General features: G+C 72.4%; 12 protein-coding genes and 1 pseudogene. 7 read left to right on the top strand and 6 right to left on the bottom strand.

Annotated elements, in window-relative coordinates:
- Positions 1 to 132: 132 nt before the first annotated feature.
- The 3 genes from NMK44_RS27795 to NMK44_RS27785 form a co-directional block, all read right to left on the bottom strand.
- Positions 133 to 1,284 (bottom strand): S8 family peptidase, encoded by a 1,152-nt coding sequence (locus NMK44_RS27795; protein ID WP_254748051.1) that lies wholly within the window; start codon positions 1,282 to 1,284, stop codon positions 133 to 135.
- The gene (locus tag NMK44_RS27790) at positions 1,281 to 2,069 is read right to left on the bottom strand and encodes a hypothetical protein (protein ID WP_254748050.1); all 789 of its coding nucleotides are present in this window, start codon (positions 2,067 to 2,069) and stop codon (positions 1,281 to 1,283) included. Before NMK44_RS27790 ends, NMK44_RS27795 begins: the two co-directional genes overlap by 4 nt.
- A 480-nt stretch (positions 2,070 to 2,549) precedes the next feature.
- On the bottom strand, positions 2,550 to 3,464 hold the full coding sequence (locus tag NMK44_RS27785; RefSeq protein ID WP_254748048.1) for a helix-turn-helix domain-containing protein: 915 nt from the start codon (positions 3,462 to 3,464) through the stop codon (positions 2,550 to 2,552).
- A gap of 196 nt (positions 3,465 to 3,660) precedes the next feature.
- On the opposite strand from NMK44_RS27785, the gene NMK44_RS27780 reads away from it, so the two are divergent.
- On the top strand, positions 3,661 to 5,445 hold the full coding sequence (locus NMK44_RS27780) for a beta-galactosidase (protein WP_254748046.1): 1,785 nt from the start codon (positions 3,661 to 3,663) through the stop codon (positions 5,443 to 5,445).
- 27 nt (positions 5,446 to 5,472) lie between these two features.
- Here the strand turns inward: NMK44_RS27780 and NMK44_RS27775 are convergent, their stop codons facing one another.
- Positions 5,473 to 8,301 carry an endo-alpha-N-acetylgalactosaminidase family protein gene (locus NMK44_RS27775; protein ID WP_254748044.1) on the bottom strand — a complete coding sequence of 943 codons (2,829 nt, stop codon included), beginning with the start codon at positions 8,299 to 8,301 and terminating at the stop codon, positions 5,473 to 5,475.
- A complete protein-coding gene (locus tag NMK44_RS42915) occupies positions 8,298 to 8,507 on the bottom strand; it encodes a hypothetical protein (RefSeq protein ID WP_428849365.1) in 210 nt (69 codons plus the stop codon). Before NMK44_RS42915 ends, NMK44_RS27775 begins: the two co-directional genes overlap by 4 nt.
- 252 nt (positions 8,508 to 8,759) lie before the next feature.
- Here NMK44_RS42915 and NMK44_RS42745 point away from each other — a divergent pair.
- The 5 genes and pseudogenes from NMK44_RS42745 to NMK44_RS27750 all read left to right on the top strand — a co-directional run.
- Positions 8,760 to 9,704, top strand: a pseudogene (locus NMK44_RS42745) (crotonase/enoyl-CoA hydratase family protein); the annotation flags it as partial.
- Between the two features lie 127 nt (positions 9,705 to 9,831).
- Positions 9,832 to 10,287, top strand: a complete 456-nt coding sequence (locus tag NMK44_RS27765) for a PaaI family thioesterase (RefSeq protein WP_254748042.1) — start codon at positions 9,832 to 9,834, stop codon at positions 10,285 to 10,287.
- A 126-nt stretch (positions 10,288 to 10,413) separates the two neighbouring features.
- Positions 10,414 to 11,160 (top strand): response regulator transcription factor, encoded by a 747-nt coding sequence (locus NMK44_RS27760; protein ID WP_254748040.1) that lies wholly within the window; start codon positions 10,414 to 10,416, stop codon positions 11,158 to 11,160.
- The gene (locus NMK44_RS27755) at positions 11,157 to 12,593 is read left to right on the top strand and encodes a sensor histidine kinase (protein ID WP_254748038.1); all 1,437 of its coding nucleotides are present in this window, start codon (positions 11,157 to 11,159) and stop codon (positions 12,591 to 12,593) included. Before NMK44_RS27760 ends, NMK44_RS27755 begins: the two co-directional genes overlap by 4 nt.
- A gap of 99 nt (positions 12,594 to 12,692) precedes the next feature.
- Entirely contained in the window at positions 12,693 to 14,723 is a 2,031-nt protein-coding gene (locus NMK44_RS27750; RefSeq protein WP_254748036.1) for a glycoside hydrolase, read from the top strand.
- 27 nt (positions 14,724 to 14,750) lie between these two features.
- Here the strand turns inward: NMK44_RS27750 and NMK44_RS27745 are convergent, their stop codons facing one another.
- On the bottom strand, positions 14,751 to 16,505 hold the full coding sequence (locus NMK44_RS27745) for a glycosyltransferase family 39 protein (RefSeq protein WP_374215353.1): 1,755 nt from the start codon (positions 16,503 to 16,505) through the stop codon (positions 14,751 to 14,753).
- 224 nt (positions 16,506 to 16,729) lie between these two features.
- Here NMK44_RS27745 and NMK44_RS27740 point away from each other — a divergent pair, with 224 nt between their 5' ends.
- Complete coding sequence (locus NMK44_RS27740) at positions 16,730 to 19,303, top strand: polysaccharide lyase family 8 super-sandwich domain-containing protein (RefSeq protein WP_254748034.1); 2,574 nt, start codon at positions 16,730 to 16,732, stop codon at positions 19,301 to 19,303.
- Positions 19,304 to 19,359 lie beyond the last annotated feature (56 nt).

The raw sequence follows: 19,359 nt of genomic DNA, 5'->3' as shown, positions 1-19,359 counted from the left end.
AAGCTTCTCCATGCCCTGAATTCATCAGAACATGGAAACCCCCAATATACGCAGAGAAACACCCCGGTCGTCAAGGCGACCGGGGTGTTTCTCTTTATCCGCTTATCCGCGGTGGTGGACTTTCCCCCGTGGTCAGCCCTGGGCGGCCGCGCGGCGGCGCCCCGCCCGGGTGATCAGCACCGCACCGGCGAGCATCAGCAGCCCGGCACCGGCGGCGCCGAGACCGATCGTCACCAGATCCGTCTCCAACGGCGGATGCGTGGTCTTCGCTGTGCCGTCCGGCTCCGCGAAGAACTCCTTGCCCCGGTACTTCACCGGAGCGGTTCCGTCGGCGGTCGGCTTCGCCGCGGCCCGCACCGCCGCTGCGGCGTTGATCGGGCCGTATCCCACCAGGGCGTTGCGTCCACCGGGCGGATGGGTGGCCGTCTCGGTCAGGACCGCCCGCACCTGCGCCGGTGTCAGCTTGCCGTTGTGGGAGAGCATCAGGGCCACCACACCGGAGGTCAGTGCCGCGGCGGGCGAGGTGCCGCTGCTCGCCGCCCAGCCACCGGTGTGCTTCGCGCTCACGATCTCCACGCCCGGCGCGGCCACCGTGTTGTAGGTCCGCACCGTGGAGAATTCGGCGCGGGTGCCGCCCTTCTGGAGCGCGGCGACGGCGATCACACCCGGATAACCCGCGGGATAGGAGGCCTCGTTGAAGGAGTCCCCCTCGTTGCCGGCGGAGGCGACGACCGGAATGCCCTTCTGCGCCGCCCGGGCCAGGGCGTTGACCTCGGTGTCGTCATAACTGGCGCCCCACATCTCACCGCCGAGCGACATCGAGATGACATCGGCGCCGTGATCGACCGCGTAGTCGATGCCCTGCCCGACCGGACTGGGCCCGGACGGTCCCTCGTCCAAGCCTCGATCGTGCTTGTCGTCGAGCACCCGGACCGACAGGATGTCGGCTTTCGGGGCGACCTTGAGCACATCGGAGGCCATCGCTGTACCGTGCCGTCCCCAGCGCGGATCGCCGGGTTTGAGGCCGTCCTTGTAGAAGTCGGGGCCCGTGGTCACCTTGCCGCGGAGCGCCGGATGGTCCGTCATCACCCCGCTGTCCAGCACGGCGACCGTGATGCCCTCGCCCTGGGCGATCCGCTGTGCCGCGGGCAGGCCGAGCGCCTGGGACTCCCAGCTGGTCGGGGTGGGCACGGGAGCGGCGGCTGCGGGCGTTGCGGGCAGCGTGGCCAGCAGGGTGCCGAGCGCGGCCGCGGTCACCGCCGTGGCGATGTTCCGGACACTCATGTGGTCTCCTCCATCACCAGCGCACCGAGGTGCTGGTCGATCGCGTCCGCCAGATTGTCGGCGGCGCCTCTCCAGGGAGAGCGGTCCTCCTTGGCGTCGATATCGGAACCGCCCCATTCACCGGGGAGCGGGCCCGCCTTGCGGCCGTCGACCGCTCCGGCGGAGGCCACGACGGCGTAGGGAAGGCTCATTTCGGTGACCGACTGCCCTGCAGAACCGTTACTGCGGTCATCGCTCCAGCGCGCCGCGAGGGTGCCCGGCACCGCATACGCCGTGACGCCCGCCGATGGATCGCGCTTTTCGCTCTCGCCGTCGAAGAACGTGCTCATCGCCGTCTTGACGGTGTCGCTTTCGGGGAAGACCAGCACGGCGGCGGTGGCCACGGTGTTGCCGGTCGGATCGACATAGGTGGCGCGCAGCACCGCCTTGCAGCCCAGCTTCCCGGCCTCGGTCGCGGTCGCGCCCCGCAGCCCCTCGTCACAGCCGGTCTTCGCGGAGATGCCGAGCCGGTGCCACTGGGCCCGGCTGCGGTCGGTCGACTTGGACTGGACGTTCTCGCGGTACGCGAGGGTCTCCGGGAGGAGGGTGGCCACCGGCTCGTTGCGCCACATCGCCGGGCCGTACTCGGACCGGTTGGAGGTGGTCTGGCCGTGGTTGCTGTACGCATGGGCGGTCAGCGCGCCACCGCCGATGAGCGCCAGCGCCCCGACGATACCGAGGCCGACGCCGAGGCAGGTGCGTCCGCCGCCCTTCTGGGCGCCCGGCGGCTGATGCGGTACGGACATCGGGCCGGGCTGCGGTCCCGGTGCCCACGGACCGGCGGGCGGCCGGCCCGGCTGCCCCATGGGGCCGGGCTGTTGCCCCGTCGGGCCCGGCTGGCCGGGTGCTCCCTGCCAGCCCTGCGGTGCCTGGGACGGTGGTGCTGGTGGTGCCGGTGGCGGTGGCGGCATGGGCGGTGGTGCGGCGGCCGGGCCCTGGCCCTGTGGCCCACCCTGCTGCCAACCTCCTTGCGGCCCGCTTTGCTGCCAACCGCCCTGCGGCTGCCGGCCGTACGGTCCGGCGTTGCCCGGATGGCCGGGTGGCCCTGGGTACGACATGGCTCCCCTCCTCGATATCGGCGTCCAATGAGCGGGCGCAGAACAGCAGGAAGACAGCACTCCTCCAGCACACACGCCCCCGCACGTGCGAAGGAGACACTATCGATCACCCCGGACCGCGGGGCACCGGGCCCCTCCCCCGCCCCGCCGCCGAGGACCGGCGTCCGGTCAGATGTCGCCGTGCCGCTCCTCGTTCGCCGGCGCGGACGGCGGGATGGTCGGTGGACGGGACGGGTCGGGGACCCGGTCGGTGAAGCCGCCGGGCACCGAACGGCCCTGCCGTTCGCGGAAGCGGACCGGCGCCGTGCCCACCCGGCGGGCGAACAGCCTGCTGAAGTAGGCGGGATCGTCATAGCCGACGCGGCGGGCGACGGCGGCCACCGGGAGGTCGGTGCCGACCAGGAGTTCCTTGGCGCGGCCCAGCCGGATCCCGAGGAGGTAGTCCTTGGGACTGCACCCCGCGCTCCGCCGTACCGCGGTGCGCAGTTCGGCGGGTGTCATACCGTGCCGGGCGGCGTGCTCGGCCACCGACAGCGGCCGGAACGCGTCCCGGGCCAGCGCCTGGAGCACCGGATGGCCATCGGCACCGGTGTCGGCGCGGACGCGGCGCAGGGCGACGAGGAGTTCATGGACGGCGGCGGCGGACTCGACCTCCAGGAACGGGTTGCCGTGGCGGGCCGCGCGCACGATCCGGCCGATGGCCGTGCGGGCGGTGGCGGTGTCGGTGAGCGCGATCACCGGATCGTCCGGGTCGACGAAACCCAGTTCGGTGTAAGCGGCGGTGGCCGGTCCGGTGAAGTCGACGAACGCCTCGTCCCATCCGGTGTCCGGGTCCGGGGCGTAGTGGTGGATGACACCGGGGATGAGCCAGAGCAGCGCGGGCGCGGTGACGGTACGGCGGCGGCCGTCGGCGCCGCGGAACCATCCGCGCCCGGCGCTGATGACCACCGCCACATGGTGGTCGAGCACCCGCGGGCCGACGACGGGCAGGGTGCCGTGCTGGAGGCCGACGCCCAGACACACCAGACCGAGCCGGTGATGGGCCGGACTGGGCGTGAAGTACCGCATCCAGGTGTGATACATCCGCGCTCCCTCCTGCCGGTGGTGGTGTCCGCCGGTGGTGCGTCCAGGACGGTGGCGTCGTGGCGCCCCCGCGACCGGTCAGCTGCGTCCAATCAATCGCCGATCTTTGTCCATGGACCGCCCGCCCGCCAGGGGGAAAGGGTGATCCGGTCGGAGCGGATGGACGAGGGCGGGCGCACGAGAGGCGGGCCGGGCTGTGCCGGAGTTCGTGGTGGGGGCTGAGGATTTCACGCTGGACGGACGGCCGGTCCGGCTGCTGTCGGGCGCGTTGCACTACTTCCGGGTGGCCGAGGGCCACTGGGCACACCGGCTGGCCATGCTGCGCGCGATGGGGCTGAACTGTGTGGAGACCTATGTGCCGTGGAATCTGCACGAGCCCTCACCGGGCCGCTTCGAGGACGTGGCGGCGCTCGGACGGTTCCTGGACGCGGTGCGGGACGCCGGGCTCCGGGCGATCGTGCGCCCGGGGCCGTACATCTGCGCGGAGTGGGAGAACGGCGGACTGCCGCACTGGCTGACCGGGCTGGTGGGCCGCCGGGTGCGCACCGCGGACCCGGAGTACCTGGCGGCCGTGGAGGCGTGGTTCGAGCGGCTGATGGCCGAGGTCGTACCGCGTCAGATCACCGCCCCCGCGGGCCCGGGCCACGGCGCCGGGGGCGGTCCGGTGCTCATGGTGCAGGTGGAGAACGAGTACGGCTCCTACGGGTCGGACCAGGGATATCTGCGGCGGCTCGCGGCCCTGTTGCGGCGGCTGGGGGTGACGGTGCCGCTGTTCACCTCCGACGGCCCGGAGGACCATATGCTCACCGGCGGTTCGGTGCCCGGGATCCTCGCCACGGTCAACTTCGGGTCGGGAGCCCGGGAAGCCTTCGCCGCCCTGCGCCGCCACCGGCCCTCGGGGCCGCTGATGTGCATGGAGTTCTGGTGTGGCTGGTTCGGCCACTGGGGGGTGGAGAGCCCGGTCCGGGAGGCGGCGGACGCCGCCGCCGCGCTGCGGGAGATCCTGGAGTGCGGTGCGTCGGTCAACCTCTACATGGCGCACGGCGGGACGAACACCGGCGGCTGGGCAGGCGCGAACCGCGCCGGAGAGGACCACCTCGGCGCGCTGCTGCCGGTGGTGACCTCGTACGACTACGACGCCCCGGTGGATGAACGGGGCCTTCCCACCGAGAAGTTCTGGCGGTTCCGGGAGGTGCTGGCGGACTACGCGGACCAGCCGCTGCCGGAGGTGCCGCCCCCGCCGCCCGTTCTCGATCGGCCGGTGCGGATCGCCCTGCCGCAGTGGGCACCGCTGGGCGATGTGATGACGGCGCTGGGCGATGAGGAAGTGGTCGCACCGATGCCACCGACCTTCGAGGAACTGGACCTGGACCGGGGAGTGGTCCGCTATCGCCTGGACGTACCCGGGCCGCGCGGCCCCTATCCGCTGCGGGTGACCGGACTGCGCGACCGCGCGGTGTGCTCGGTGGACGGGCAGCGGCGCGCGGTGCTGGACGAGACGGACGCGGTGGTCGAGGGGGTGCGGGGCCCCGCCGCGGTGGAGCTGTGGGTGGAGTCGCTGGGCCGGGTCGGCTACGGGCCCCGGCTGGCCGAACCGAAGGGCATCACCGGCGGCGTGCTCCATGAACGCCAGTATGTACACGGTGTACGGGCGCGGGCGCTGCGCCTCACCGCGGTGGCGGATGTGGACGCGGTGGCCCGGGTGCCGTTCCGGGAGCCCGGGGAAGAGCGGCCGGAGGGCCCGGGTGAAGGGCTGTACCGAGGGTGGTTCACGGTGTCCGCCGTGGGTGACGCGACCCTCGAACTGCCCGGCTGGACCCGTGGTTTCGTCCTCGTCAACGGACACTGCCTGGGCCGCTACTGGTCGGTGGGCCCGCAGCGGACGCTGTACGTCCCCGGCCCGCTGCTGCGGACCGGGGACAACACGGTGCTGGTGCTGGAACTGGAGGGCGCCGGTGAGCGGGAGCTGCGGCTGCGCTGACCGGGGAAGCCCGGGGCCGCGGCCCGCTCAGTCCAGTTCCTCCACAGTGAAGGAGTCGAGGGTGAACTCCGCGGTGCCGCTGTCACCGGTCTTGCGCAGCCCCACCCACATCTCACCGTCCGCGGGCGCGGTGACTGTGTAGCGGTGCGTGGCACGTCCGCTGGCGGCGGGCAGCGCGGTGCGCTCCAGTTCCCGTGTGCCGGGCTCGTCCACGGCGGTGACCCACGCGTACTGGCCGGCCGCCTCGTTGGCGTAGGTCAGGCTCACCCGGTAGCGCCGCCCGGGGCGGAAGCGGGCGGTGTGCGGCACGGTCCGGTAGACCAGGCCCGCGTTCTCACCGCGTGACTTCAGCGACTGACCGCCCTCGATGACATCGTCGATGACCTTGCCGTTCCACCCGGCCTGGGTGAACGGGGCGTGGCGCTGGGCGATATGGGTCCGGGGGTCGGTGACTCCGCCCGCGGCACCCTTGACGAACGGACCCCAGCCCTGCGGCACCCGCTCGAAGTCCTCGTACACCAGGGTGCCGGGCTTGGTGGTGGGCCGGGCCCGCACCACCCGCAGCCGGTCGAAGCGGACCCGGGCCCGGCCCTCGGCCACGGCGAGGGTGAGGGTGACCGGTCCGCCGCCCTCGGGGACGGTGAAGTAGGTGAACATCCGCTGGAAGCGGGTGCCGTGTTTGCGGTCGGCGGCCATGTGGTTGGCGGCCGTCGAGGTCTCGGTCCAGTTCTCCGCGGTGACGCCGTCGGCGGTGCGCACCCGCAGTGCGGACCGCCGCCGTTCGCCTGCCTTCGCCCCGACCTCCACCTGTACGGAGGCCACGTAGCCGCCGGGGGCGAGGCGGCCGAGCCGCTGGCCGACGGTGGCGGCCGCGCCCTCACCGACGACCAGTTCGTAGTCGCCGAGCCGACTGCGTTCGACGGTCGCCGGGCCACTGGTCCGCCAGCCGCGCAGCGATCCGGAGTGGAAGCCCGGGTCGTACAGCGGGGTGCCCTCGCCCCAGCCCGGCGCCGGCCGGGCCCGGGCGTGGGAGCGCAGCACCACGTAGGGGGTGTCGGCGTCGGCGGTGATGGTGACGGTGCCACCGCTCACCGGGAGGGTGACGGGCTCCGCGCGCCCCTGGTCGGTCAGCCGGTACAGCACCACCGAAGCCCGGCCGGACCAGCCGTGCGGCAGCCGCCAGCGGGTGGTGCCGCCGTCCGGGTTGTAGTGGTAGAGCTTGGCGGGGTCGGTGGCCTCGCGCGGTTCCCAGGGCAGCAGATAGGTGCCGCCGTCGTAGACCAGCCGCCCGTCGGTGGTGATGCGGCGGACGCCCCCGGTGTCGGTGACCGAGGTGGCGCCGGGCCCCTCGAAAGTGATCTCGTGGTCGCCCCAGGTGCGGATGGGGTACGCCTGGAGGTACTTGGCGGGCAGGCTGTGGGTCCAGATGAGCCGGTAGAAGGCGGTCCAGTCGGTCTTGCCGGTCCAGCCCTCGAAGTTGCCCATCCGGGGGATGCCGAGCAGGGTGGGCCACTTGTCGGCGAACACGTCCTTCTGGTGGTTGCGGACGAACCGGATGAGCCGGGAGTTGATGCCGCGCGAGCCGTCCGGGCCGTAGTCGGTCTCGGTGGCCCAGTGCGACCACAGCGCGGAGCGTTCCAGTCCGTGGCCCCATTCGGTGGTGAGGTGCCAGCCCTGGTCGCGCAGGGCCCGCTGGAGCCGGTCGGAGTTCCAGCCGGACTCACGGAAGACGTCGATGTAGAGGGCGCTCAGGGCCGGGTCGGTGTCGTTCCGCAGCTCCTGGAAGCGCCGGATGATGTCACCGGAGACGAGGTCGCGGCGGGGGTCGATGCGATAGGACTGGTCGAGCCAGTCCCACTGCTTGTCGTGCTTGTCGACGAGGGTCTCGGAGAAGGCGTTGGCCACCGGATAGGACTCGGTGGCGTTGACGTGCACCGCGAAGTCGCTGTTCCAGTCGCGTCCGGCCCGCAGCAGGGTGTTGAGGTCGGCCAGGCCCCCGGCGCGGGTGTTGTAGTTGCCCGCGTAGTCGGGGTGGGCGGAGTCATGGCCCTCCGACTGGTAGCCCTTGAGCAGGGTGTACTGCCGCAGCCCGTCGGTGGCCAGTGCGATGCGCTTGACGTTGTCGAGGGTGTCCAGGAAGGGGTTGGTGGCCTGGCTGGCGAAGTTGAACGGGATGTGCGGGACGACCCGCAGATGCTGCTCGTCGGCGCCGAGCGGGTTCACCATGATGTCGCGGAAGGCGATGGCGGCGTCCTGCCAGTCGACCACACCGTCACCGTTGCGGTCCCGGGTGAGGACCACGGTGGCCCACGGCAGCGGTTCGGTGGCGCCGACGGGGGCGGTGGCGGCCCGGTGGGTCCACTCGCCGCAGGTGAGCCGGGCGGTGATCCGACCGTCCTCCCGCACGGTCTGCCGTCGCAGCCTGCCGTTCTCCCAGGTGGTGCCCGCGGCGGAGGTGGGCTTGTCCCATACGGTGTTGGTCTCGATGGCGGCGGCGAGCCGGTCGGTGTGGACGACGGCGTAGGCGCAGCCGATCGGTTCGGCGTCGGTGGGGGTGTCGGCGGCGGGGCGGACGAGGGTGTCGCCGCTCCTGGCCTTGTCGAGGTCGATCCGGGCAGCCAGCAGCGCCGCGCCCGGCTGATCGGCGCGGACACTGAGGAACGCCAGGCCGGGGATGCGCAGGGTGCCCACGCGCAGGGCGTCGGTGTCGGTGATCCGGGTGACCCGCCAGTCGGTCTGCCATCCGCTGACCCGGATCCGGACCTCGATCTCGGCCGCCGGACGGGCGGTGGCCCCGCCGGAGCCCTCCGCGCCGAAGGCGAGGGTGTAGGTGATGTGGTCCGCGCCGCTGGTCACGGCGGTGGTCCGGGGGGTGGGGGGGGGGGGGGGGGGGGGGGGGGGGGGGGGGGGGGGGGGGGGGGGGGGGGGGGGCGGGGGGGGGGCGGGGGGGGGCTTTCGGTGCCGTCGATCAGCACCGAACGCACCGGCTCCCGCTGTCCGTGCAGCACCGCGCCGGTCTCGCGGTCGGTGTACGCGATGACGCGCGGGAAGTCCGCGTCCACCCGGACCTCCAGCCGCTTCGACCGCAGCGTGCGCTCGGCCGCGCGGGCGGGTGCGGTGTCACGGGCGTGGGCCGTGCCGCCCGCCCCGATGGCCGTTCCGATTCCGGCCAGTGTGGTGGTGACCACGACCGCTCTGCGGCCGGGACGCCCTTCCTCTGGCCGCCTCTCCTGTGTGTGGGTCAACGCGCCGGCTCCTCCGCCTCGCTGGTGGGAACAGTGCTCCACCCTGGGGCGGCGGCGGGGCGGCCGCCCATGGACAAGTGCGCGGAGGGTGTTGGACTAACCGTCCGCGTAATAGGCCGTGATCTCTCCGCACGAGAACCGCGCGGTTGTCGCAGAATCCCCGCTGCATGTCGCTTCTGCCCTCACCGTCCTTCCTACGGTGAGGCCATGGCATCCACACAGTCGGCACCCGCCGACGCGAGCAGGCCGTCCGCGAAGGTGGCCGTCGAACAGGACGGTCCGGTACTGCGCGTGGCGCTCAACCGGCCGGACAAGGCCAACGCCCTGGACGCGGACATGATCGGACAACTGTCCCGTGCCCTGGCCCGGCTCTCCGACGATCCCGAGCTGCGCGTGGCGGTGATCCACGGCAACGGCAAGCACTTCACCGGCGGACTCGACCTCGCCTCCCTCGCGCCGCGGCTGGCGACGGGTGACGACACCATCCTCCCCGAGGATGGACGCGATCCCTGGGGGCTCTACCGCGCACCGGCCGGCAAGCCCGTCGTCACGGCGGTGCACGGGCGGTGCTTCACCGCCGGCCTGGAGCTCGTCCTCAACAGCGAAGTGTGCGTCGCGGCCGAGGACACGGTCTTCGGGCAGCAGGAGGTGACCCGGGGCATCGTCGCGCTCGGCGGGGCGACGATACGGCTCCCCGAGCGGGTCGGCTGGGGCAACGCGATGCGCTACCTCCTCACCGGCGACAGCTTCGACGCGCGGGAGGCCTGGCGCATCGGCCTGGTGCAGGAGGTGGTGCCCGCCGGGGAGCAACTGGACCGGGCCATGGAGCTGGCGCACCGGATCGCGGCTCAGGCACCACTGGCGGTACAGGCCACCCTGGCCGACGCCCGCACCGTTCTCGCCGCGCACATCGAGAGGTCGGGGGCCTCCCTGCGGGACGACGTGGGTCCGCGGCTCTTCGCCACGGCCGACGCCGCGGAGGGTGTCTCCTCCCTGATCGCACGCTGGCCCCGGGTGTACCGGGGATTCTGCTTGGCACCCCCTCGGCCCCGCGGGGCCCGGCGGCCCGCCGGGCCCCGCGGCGAATCCACTCCGCCCATCCCATCCGACCGTTTCCGGACCGCCCAGGAGAACCACCACCGTGCTCCCCGTCGACCTCGCCGAATTGTCCGGCCTGGACCTGCTGCGCTGGGTGCAGACCGAGCGCCCCGATCACATCCCGTCGATCGGCCGTCTGCTCGGCATGCGTATGGAGACCGTGGAGCGCGGCCATGTCGTGCTCTCCCTCGCCACCCGTCCCGACTTCGCCAATCCGCTCGGCACGGTCCACGGCGGCATCGCCGCCACACTGCTCGACTCCGCTCTCGGTTCCGCCGTACACACCACGCTGCCCGCCGGAGTCGGGTACACCACCCTCGAACTCAAGGTCAATTACATCCGGTCCGTCGGGACCGACGGGGAGGTGCTGACCGGCGAGGGCACCGTGGTCCACGCCGGGCGGCGGACGGCCACCGCGGAAGGCAGGGTCGTCGACTCCCGGGGCAAGCTGGTGGCCCACGCCACCACGACCTGCCTCATCCTCCCCGGGACCGGCTGAGGGCCGCGCCGCGGCCCTGTGCCGCCGCACCCCGTTCATCCGCCTCACCAGGGCGGATTAAGAGCCTTCTAAGAGCCCGTTCTGCCAGGGTGGGGACTGACCTGTGCCCATCCGAAAGGCTCCGCGATGTCCGCTGCCGCCCCCTCCCCGTCCGGCCGGGGAAACCCCACCGATCCCCGGACGGCGGCCGTGCTGGTGGTGGACGACGATCCGGAGGTGCGCGCCGCCCTCGTGGACGGGCTGGCCGTGGAGGGGTACCAGGTGCGGGTGGCCGGGGACGGTCTGGCGGCGCTGAGCGCGGTGGCCGCCGAGCCGCCGGACGCCATCGTGCTGGACCTGGCCATGCCGGTGATGGACGGTCTCGCGGTGTGCCGCCGGCTGCGCGGTCTCGGCGACCGTACGCCGGTCCTCGTGCTCACCGCCCGGGACCAGATCAGCGAACGGGTGGCGGGGCTGGACGCGGGCGCCGACGACTATCTGGTCAAACCGTTCGCGCTGGATGAGCTGCTGGCCCGGCTGCGGGCGCTGTTGCGCCGCGCCGCACCCGCCGGGGCGGTGGACGAGCAGGTCTCCGGCGCGCTGTCGTTCGCCGATCTGACCGTCGATCCGGAGACCCGTACCGGGGTGCGCGGCGGGCGGCGGATGGATTTCACCCGCACCGAGTTCGCGCTGCTGGAGGTGTTCCTGCGCCATCCGGGCCAGGTGTTGCCGCGGGAGCTGATCCAGGAGCTGGTGTGGGGCACCGAGTTCGCCTCGGACTCCAACTCGCTGGCGGTGTACATCGGCTATCTGCGCCGCAAGCTGGAGGCGGACGACGCCCCGCGGCTGGTCCACACGGTGCACGGCACCGGTTACGAACTGGCCGAGCGATGAGCGCCGCCCACCGCGGTCCGGGCCAGGGGCTCCTCGGCCGTCTGACGGGCCGTCTGCGGCTGCGCACCCGGATGGCCCTGATCACCTCCGTGGCGGTGGCGCTGGTCACGGTGGGGGTGTGCGCGGCGGCGTACGTCGTCATCCGCTACGAACTGGTGCGGCAGCTCGACCTCCAGCTCACCCAGCAGGCCACTCTGCTCGCCCAGGACGGGCGGGACGAGGACACCGGGACCCTGTACGGCGAGTGCCGCTGGCTGTCCGCCCCGGCCTGCGCACAGGTCGTCACCCCGAAGACCGGTACACCGGGACACCCGGCCGGTGCGGAGCTGGTGATCCCGGTGACCGGTGCCACCCGCCAGGTGGCCGCGGGCTCCCGTGGCGCGTACTACAGCGAGATCACCGTGCACGGACACCGGATGCGGACGCTGACCACCCCGCTGAGCAGCGATCGGGCGCTCCAGCTCGCCCTGCGCTCCGACACCGTCGAGCAGGGCGAACGGCAGGCCGCGCAACTGCTCGCCGCCATCGGGGCGGCGGGGGCGCTGCTCGCCGCCGGACTCGGCTATCTCGCCTCACGACGGGCGCTGGCGCCCGTCACCCGGCTCACCGCCACCGCCGAACGGATCGCCGCCACCCGTGACCCGGCCCATCGCATCGAGCTGTCGCCGCAGGAAGGACACCGCGGGGACGAGATCTCCCGGCTGGCCGGGAGCTTCAACACCATGCTCGGCGAGCTCGAGGAGTCGGTGGCCGCCCAGCGCCGCCTGGTGGCCGACGCCTCGCATGAACTGCGCACCCCGCTGACCGCGCTGCGCACCAACGCCGAGCTGCTGGCCCGCGCCGAACGGCTCTCCCCCGCCCAGCGGGACCGGGCCGCCTCGGCACTCGGCGGTCAGCTACGCGAGGTGACCGGTCTGGTCAACGATCTGATCGAGCTGGCGCGGGACGAGGAGCCACAGCCGCTGGTGGAGCCGGTCCGGCTGGATCTGCTGGCCGCGCGGTGTGTGGAGGAGGCTCGCTCGCACTGGGCGCACACCACCTTCACCGCGGAGCTGGCCGACGTCACCGTGGACGGGGTGCCCGCGCGGCTGGCGCGGCTGCTGACCAATCTGCTGGACAACGCCGCCAAGTTCAGCCCGTCCGGTACCGAGGTGGAGGTCCGGCTCACCTCCGGCGAGCACGCCATCGACCTCACCGTCCGGGACCACGGGCCCGGTATCGCCGCCGAGGACCTGCCGTACGTCTTCGACCGCTTCTACCGCTCCCGGCAGGCCCGTGCGCTGCCCGGTTCGGGGCTGGGGCTGGCCATGGCCCGGCAGATCGCCCGCGCGCACGGCGCCGCGCTCACCGCGGAGGCGGCCGAGGGCGGTGGCGCGCTGTTCCGGCTGCGCGTCCCCCGCAACCGGGCCGGGCGTCCGCCCCGGAAAGGGTGAGCCAGGGCCCCGATCCGGGGTCGTGGAGGGCATGCCGAGGACGTTCTCGGAAGGCTCGTTCTTAGAAGACTTCTTATATCGGCTCGTTATCAACGTCCTATGAAACGCAAACACGTCACCCGGCCGCGGGTGATCGCCGCGGTGTCACTGGCGGGCGCCATGTCCTGTCTCGCCCTCGCCTCGACCACCCTCGCGTCCACCACCCACCCCGGGAAGCGGGACGCGCCACGGCCGGTCGTGGTCGGCGGCCATCGGGTGGAGGTCCCGGTGCGCGGTGGCACGGCCACCGTGGACACCGCCTCGCTGCGGGTCACGGCCCGTACCGCCCGGGGCACCGTGGAGCTGTCCGCTCCCGCCGCCACCGCCCCGGGGAAGCCCGGTTCGGTCACCACTTCGCCGGGCACCGCCCGCTGGAGCTATCCGGACACCGGTCTGGACGTGATCGCGCGCGCCGGGGACAACGGCCGGCTGGTGCTGTCGGTCACCTCCACCGGCAAGGCCACCGAGAAGGCCGCCCGCGAACTGTCGTGGCCGGTCACCGGCACCGACCGGCGTGCCTCCGCCGTCCAGCTGCCGCGTGGCGAGGGGCTCTCGCTGCCGGTCGCGGACCGCTTCTGGAACTCCTCCCGGGCGGGTCTCGTCGACTCCGAGATGGCCATGGAGTCGTCCCTGTCGATGCCACTGTGGGGCTACACCCTCGGTGACCGGCAGGGTGTGAGCTATCTGGTGCCCAGTGACATCGGCACCGCGCTGCGCGTCACCTCCGACGAGGGCAGGTTGCGCACCGCCGCCACCCACCGCTTCTCGCGCGCGGACGGCACCACGCGGTACACCGTCGCCTTCTCCCTCACCGACGGCTCCCCGGTGGCCTCCGCCCGTGACTACCGCGGCTGGCTGGCCGAGCACGGGGAGTTGAAGAGTCTGCGGAAGAAGATCGAGGAGACCCCGGCCACCCGGAAACTGCTCGGCGCCTTCCACGCCTATCTGTGGGGCGACGCCCGCAAGGCCGGGTTCATGGGCCAGTTGCGCGGCCTCGGGGTGGACCGCATGTGGCTCGGCTACGACGCGGACGACCGGCCCATGGACGCCGCGGCCACCTCGGCCGCGAAGAAGGCGGGCTACCTCGTCGGCCCCTACGACTCGTTCGCCAACGGCCAGGATCCCGCCACCTCCGACGCGCCGACGTCCACCTGGCCGGGGACGGTGTACCCGGACTTCTGCGTCCGGGACGCCGATGACAAGCCCGTTCCCGGTTTCCACGACCGCGGCTGCTACCTCAGCTCCGAGGCGTTCGAGAAGGCCGAGCCGCGCCACCATTACCTCGCCGACCGCACCCGCCGGATGACCGGGGCGGGCGCCGACAGCTATTTCCTCGACGTGGACGCGGCCGGTGAGCTGTTCCGCGACCACAGCACCGCCCACCCCATGACCAAGGCGAAGGACCGCGCCAACCGGCTGGCCCGGATGAAGCGGCTGGCGGACCAGGGCCTCGTCCTCGGCTCGGAATCCGCCGGAGCCTGGGCCAACCGGGAACTCGCCTTCGACCACGGCTCGGGCACCCCGGTGACGGACGGACTGTGGAAGGCCCAGCGCGACCGGGAGACCTGGGGCGGATACGCACCCGCGAACGCGCCGAACATCTTCTTCAAGCCCGCGGAGCTGCCCGCCGATGTGGCGAAGGCGATGTACGACCCGGTCTACCGGGTGCCGCTGTACGAGACCGCGCTGCACGACTCCCTGGTGAACACCGAGCGCTGGGAGCTGGCCTACGACAAGCTGCCGCGGCAGAAGACCGACCGCGCACTGCTCGCCATGCTGTACAACACCCCGCTGAACTTCGTGCTCACCGGTGATTCGCTGAAGAAGAACGGCGGTGAACTCGCCGCGCTCCAGAAGTACTTCGCCCCGCTGCACAAGGCGGCCGGTACCGAGTCCCTGACCGGCTTCCGCTCACTGACGGCCGACCGCACGGTCCAGCGCACCGTCTTCGGCGACGACACCCTCACCGTCACCGCCAACTTCGGCAGCACCCCGTACAAGGGTCTGCCCGGTGGCTGTGTGGACGCCGAGCTCAAGGACGACAGCGCACCGCGGCGGCTGTGCCCGGCCTCGGTGGCCGGCGGTTCCTAGCGGTCCGGTCGTGGAGCCGCCGTCGGATCACCGGCGGTAGAGCGTGATGGAGTGGCCGACCTCCTCGACCGGTGTACTGCCGTCGAGGAGATCGGCCAGCCGTCCGCGAGCCAGGGCGGCGGAGGAGTCCGACACCACGAGCAGACCGTGGACCCGCTCGGGGGCCACGGTCCGCGGGTCGGACGCCTCGATGCCGTACGCGGACGGCTCCCCGCCGCCCTTGTAGACGAGCCAGATCCGCTCCCCCGGGTAGCGGGTGCGCAGCCGGTCGGCCAGCCGCCCCAGATCCTGTCCCCAGTCGACGTTGGAGTCGTGCAGATGGCGATGGGTCCGCGCCGGTCCCCCGAACGCCTCGTTGGCGTACGGCAGGTAGAAGGGGTACGTCCGCAGTGAGCTGATCGCGACCCACACCACCAGCAGCGCCGTCGCGACAGGACTCCAGCGCCCGCGCACGGCCGTCACACAGCCCGCCGCGACCGCGAGGAACAGCGGCAGGAAGACCACGTAGCGCACCCCGAAGTCACGGGCACCGTCCATCGCCGCGAGCATCAGCACGGCCGGGGGCACGAGGAGATACGGCGCGGCGGACCGCAGACGGCGTACCGCCACCAGGGTCACGGTACCGGCCGCCCACAGCGCCAGCGTTCCCAGCGGTGTCTTCACCAGCAGCGCCACGGGCAGGTAGTACCAGAGCGAGCCGAAGTACCGGCGGCCGAAGAGAAAGCCGTGGTACCGGTGGTACTCGAAGCCGAACTGGATCCGCATCCCGTCCCGGAACGGCTCGGGGAACGGCATCCACTGGACGGCGAGTTCGCGCAGGCCCCGGAGCTCGGGCACCTGCGGCGGGGTGGTCCAGCGCAGCCGCGGGTCCACCGCGAGATAGCTCGCCCAGACCACGGCCAGCGCCACGATCCCCATCCCGGCGGCCGCCGCGACTCCGCGCACCAGCGGACGCGCCACTGCGCGGAGGCCGAGCGGTCCGGGGTTCCGGGCCCGGTGGGCACACCAGAACGACAGGACGGCCAGGGGCAGCAGTACGGGTACCGCCGCCAGCGCGCTCATCCTGGTGGCCACCGCGGCGCCCAGCGCCACCCCGGCCATCGGGAGGTGGACCAGCGGACGCCGTCGGGCCCGCCACAGCAGCCAGACCGAGGTCAGCAGGAAGCCCGCCGTGGGGACGTCCAGCGTGGCCAGGGAGCCGTGGGCGATCACATCGGGCGAGAAGGTGTACAGGGCGAGCGCCGTCAACGCGCCCGCGGGACCCACGAGATCGCGGGTGAACGCCAGCACGACCAGGCCGAACAGCAGCGTCAGCGCGATCACCGGCAGCCGTGCGCAGAGCATCAGCCGCCAGGGGTCGTTGCCCGACTCGTACAGCAAATGGCGCCCCAGCTCCGTCTGGTCACCGGTGAAGCCGGGGGCCGTACGGACATCGGTGAACAGCGTCCCGGCCCCGATGACCAGCTTGCCCAGCGGCGGGTGTTCGGGGTTGTACCGCAGGCTGTGCTCATGGACATTGACCACCGCCGAGCCCACGTACACCGGCTCGTCGATGGTCGGGGTCTGCTCGGCGGCCGTGGTGACCATCGCGACCGCCATCTGGACGAGCAGCGCCACCACGGCGAGGACGAACAGCGTCCGCCGGTGCCGTCGCAGCGTCCGGAGCACGGCCCCCGGCCGGAGCCGGTCCGGTACCCGCGGCCGGTCCGGTACCCGCGGCCGGTCCGGTCGCCGTCCGGTGACGGCCCGGGTCGTACCGTCGATGACACCCGCCCTGCGCATACCGACAGACGCTAACCCGCCGTCCCGGGCGTCCATGGCCCGCCATCAGAAAGTGATCAGGAGTTGCGCACTTCGGAGCAGTGGCGGCGCCGGTCGGGGGACACTGGACGTCATGGGGACGGCACATCCGGTGTCAGCGGGCGCTAGTGACAGTGCACGCGGCTGTTGGTTCAATGCAGCAAGCGCTTTCCATCCGAACCCTCGTGAGTGTTGGAGCGTATGCCGTGGCTCTCTCCCGTCGTGATCTGCTGTCCCTGGCCCCCGCCGTGTCCCTGGCGGCGCTCGCCCGGCCACCGCGTGCCCGGGCGGCGGGACATCCGGCGCCCACCGCCGCCGAGGCCGCCGCCGACCACACCGCGCTGATCGGCAATACGGTGGCCGTGCTCGCCGGTACCCCGGACTCCAACGCACGGCCCGAAGTGGCCGCCAAGCTCACGGCCATCGCCACGACCGCCCGCTCCCGGCTTTCCGCGATGGACGGCGCCGGGGACGGTGAGCTCTTCCAGGGGCTGCCCCTGGGCACCAGCGACCCGTATCTGATGACCTCGTACCAGTACCTCTACGAGATCGCCCTGGCCACCCGGGTCCCCGGCGGCCCACCGTCCGGTCTCCGCGGCGACACGGCCGTCCAGCGGCGCGTCATCGACGGTCTGGTGTGGCTCCACGACCAGTACTACGGCGATCAGTCGAAGGGTTACTACGGCAACTGGTTCACCTGGGAGATCGGTATCTCCTCCCATGTCAGCAGGACGCTGGCGCTGCTGCGCGACGAGGTCGCGCTCCACCGCCCGGACCTCATCGCCACCTACGTCGCCTCCATGGACGCCTATCTGCGCAACGGGAAAGACGGGGACGTCGATCTGGACTCCCGTTTCCACACCGGTGCCAATCTCGCGGACATCACCACCAACCGGATGCTCCAGGGCGCGCTGCTGGCGGACGACGCCCGGGTGAGCAAGGCGGTCGCCGACCAGCTCACCGTGCTGGCCACGGTCGACCCCTACCGGCCGCGGCACGGCGTCACCGACGGCTTCTACGCGGACGGCTCCTTCATCCAGCACGCCTCGGTCGCGTACACCGGCTCCTACGGCAAGGGGCTGCTCACCCGGGTGGTGCAGACCGTCAAGATGCTGGACGGCACCGGGTATGTGAGCGGCGCGGAGCTCGTGCGCACCGCCCACCGCTGGGTCGTGGACGGTTTCGCCCCGCTGATCTTCGAAGGCTGGATGATGGAGATCGTCAAGGGCCGCGGGGTGTCCCGGACCACCACCGGATACACCGATGTCACCCAGGTCGTCGAGGCCGTCGTCGATCTGTCCGGCCATGCCACCGGCGCCGAGGCCACGGCCCTCAAGGGGTACGCGGCGTTCGTCCACGAGACCGCCAAGGCCCCGCTCGATCCCTCGGCGTTCGTCTCCCCGGTGAGCATCGCCCGCTACGCCGATATCCTCGCGGACCCGTCGGCCCCGGCCCAGGACCTCATCCCGGCCGCGCACCATACCGCGTTCAACGCCATGGACAAGACGGTCCACCGGCGCCCCGGTTATGCCTTCGCCCTGGCCCGGAGCTCGGCGAGGATCAGCAAGTACGAGTACATGAGCGGCGAGAACCTGATGCCGTGGTTCCAGGGCGACGGCGCGCACTACCTCTATCTCTCCGGCCAGGACCAGACGCGGGCGTTCGGTGTGGACTACTTCACCACGGTCCCGCCGGACCGCCTCGCGGGTGTCACCGCACCGGCGGAGACCCGGCGCAGCGTCCCCGAGCTGTACGGCACGCAGTGGTACGACAACCCCGCGCGCGGGTTCACCGCCTCGTCCGAGGCGCAGAACACCTATGTGTACTTCCCGCGCGGCACCCACGCGTTCTCCGGTGGCGCGGCCCTCGGCGCGTACGGCGCGGCCGGATGGGTGCAGTCGAACGACGTGGCCTGGGCGGCGAAGCGGAACGGCGAATTGCCGGAGGACTTCGTGGTGTACCGCAACGCGGACGCCACCAAGTCGTGGTTCATGTTCGACGACGAGATCGTCGTCCTCGCCGCGGGGGTGGGCGACTCCGCCGGGCGCGCGGTGTCCACCACTGTGGACACCCGGATCGCAGCCCCCTCGGACACCGTCACCGTCGCCGGGGAGCTCCGCGACGGCACCGCCTGGTCGGGCACCGGCACGGTGCCGCTGGCATGGCTGCGCTACGGCAACGCCACCCGGTCCGCCGCTGTCGGCTACGTCTTCCTGGACACCCCGCGGCCCACCGTCACGCTCGACAGCGTCACCCGCAGCCGGCGCGCGGTACGGCTGGCCAATCCCGACACCGCGGTGACCGCCCGGGTCTTCTCTCTCTCGGTGGAGCAGCGGGCCGGTGTGCCGCACCGTGCGATGGCCTACGCCCTGGTGCCGCACGCCTCGGCGGAGCGGCTGCGGGGGTATGCGGACGGGCCGCTGTCGGTCCTGGTGAACACCACCCGGGCGCAGGCCGTCCGCCACCGGGGGCTGGGGATCGTCACCCTCAACGCGTTCGCCCGTGGCACTCACCGCGCCGGGCCGCTGTCGCTCGACGGACCCGGGTCGGTGATCCTGCGCACGGCACCCGGCGGCGCACCGCGGGGCGGCACGGTGTCGCTGGCCGTGGCGGATCCGACCACCCGGCGGGAGACGGTCTCGGTGCTGGTCCGGGGCCGCCGGATGCGGGCGGTCTCGGCGGACGAAGGGGTCCGGGTGAGCCGGGTGCGCGGTGGCACCCGGATCGACGTCAGCACCCGCCACGCCTACGGACGCAGCTTCACCGCGCGGCTGCGCTGACCGCCCGGCGCGGGGGCCTTGCGGGGTGACGGACGGCTGCGTGCTTGAGTATGTCC

It is taken from the genome of Streptomyces cucumeris, from assembly GCF_024295805.1.
In the GTDB taxonomy this organism is placed as follows: domain Bacteria; phylum Actinomycetota; class Actinomycetes; order Streptomycetales; family Streptomycetaceae; genus Streptomyces; species Streptomyces cucumeris.
The sequence above is the reverse complement of the archived record's forward strand: the minus strand, read 5'-3'. Positions and strand labels throughout refer to the sequence as shown.

Coding starts and splice junctions, on each gene's coding strand:
- NMK44_RS27790 (WP_254748050.1), bottom strand. CDS start 2,069: ATGTCCGTACCGCATCAGCCGCCGGGCGCCCAGAAGGGCGGCGGACGC.
- NMK44_RS27750 (WP_254748036.1), top strand. CDS start 12,693: ATGAAACGCAAACACGTCACCCGGCCGCGGGTGATCGCCGCGGTGTCA.
- NMK44_RS27795 (WP_254748051.1), bottom strand. CDS start 1,284: ATGAGTGTCCGGAACATCGCCACGGCGGTGACCGCGGCCGCGCTCGGC.
- NMK44_RS27755 (WP_254748038.1), top strand. CDS start 11,157: ATGAGCGCCGCCCACCGCGGTCCGGGCCAGGGGCTCCTCGGCCGTCTG.
- NMK44_RS27760 (WP_254748040.1), top strand. CDS start 10,414: ATGTCCGCTGCCGCCCCCTCCCCGTCCGGCCGGGGAAACCCCACCGAT.
- NMK44_RS27785 (WP_254748048.1), bottom strand. CDS start 3,464: ATGTATCACACCTGGATGCGGTACTTCACGCCCAGTCCGGCCCATCAC.
- NMK44_RS27745 (WP_374215353.1), bottom strand. CDS start 16,505: ATGCGCAGGGCGGGTGTCATCGACGGTACGACCCGGGCCGTCACCGGA.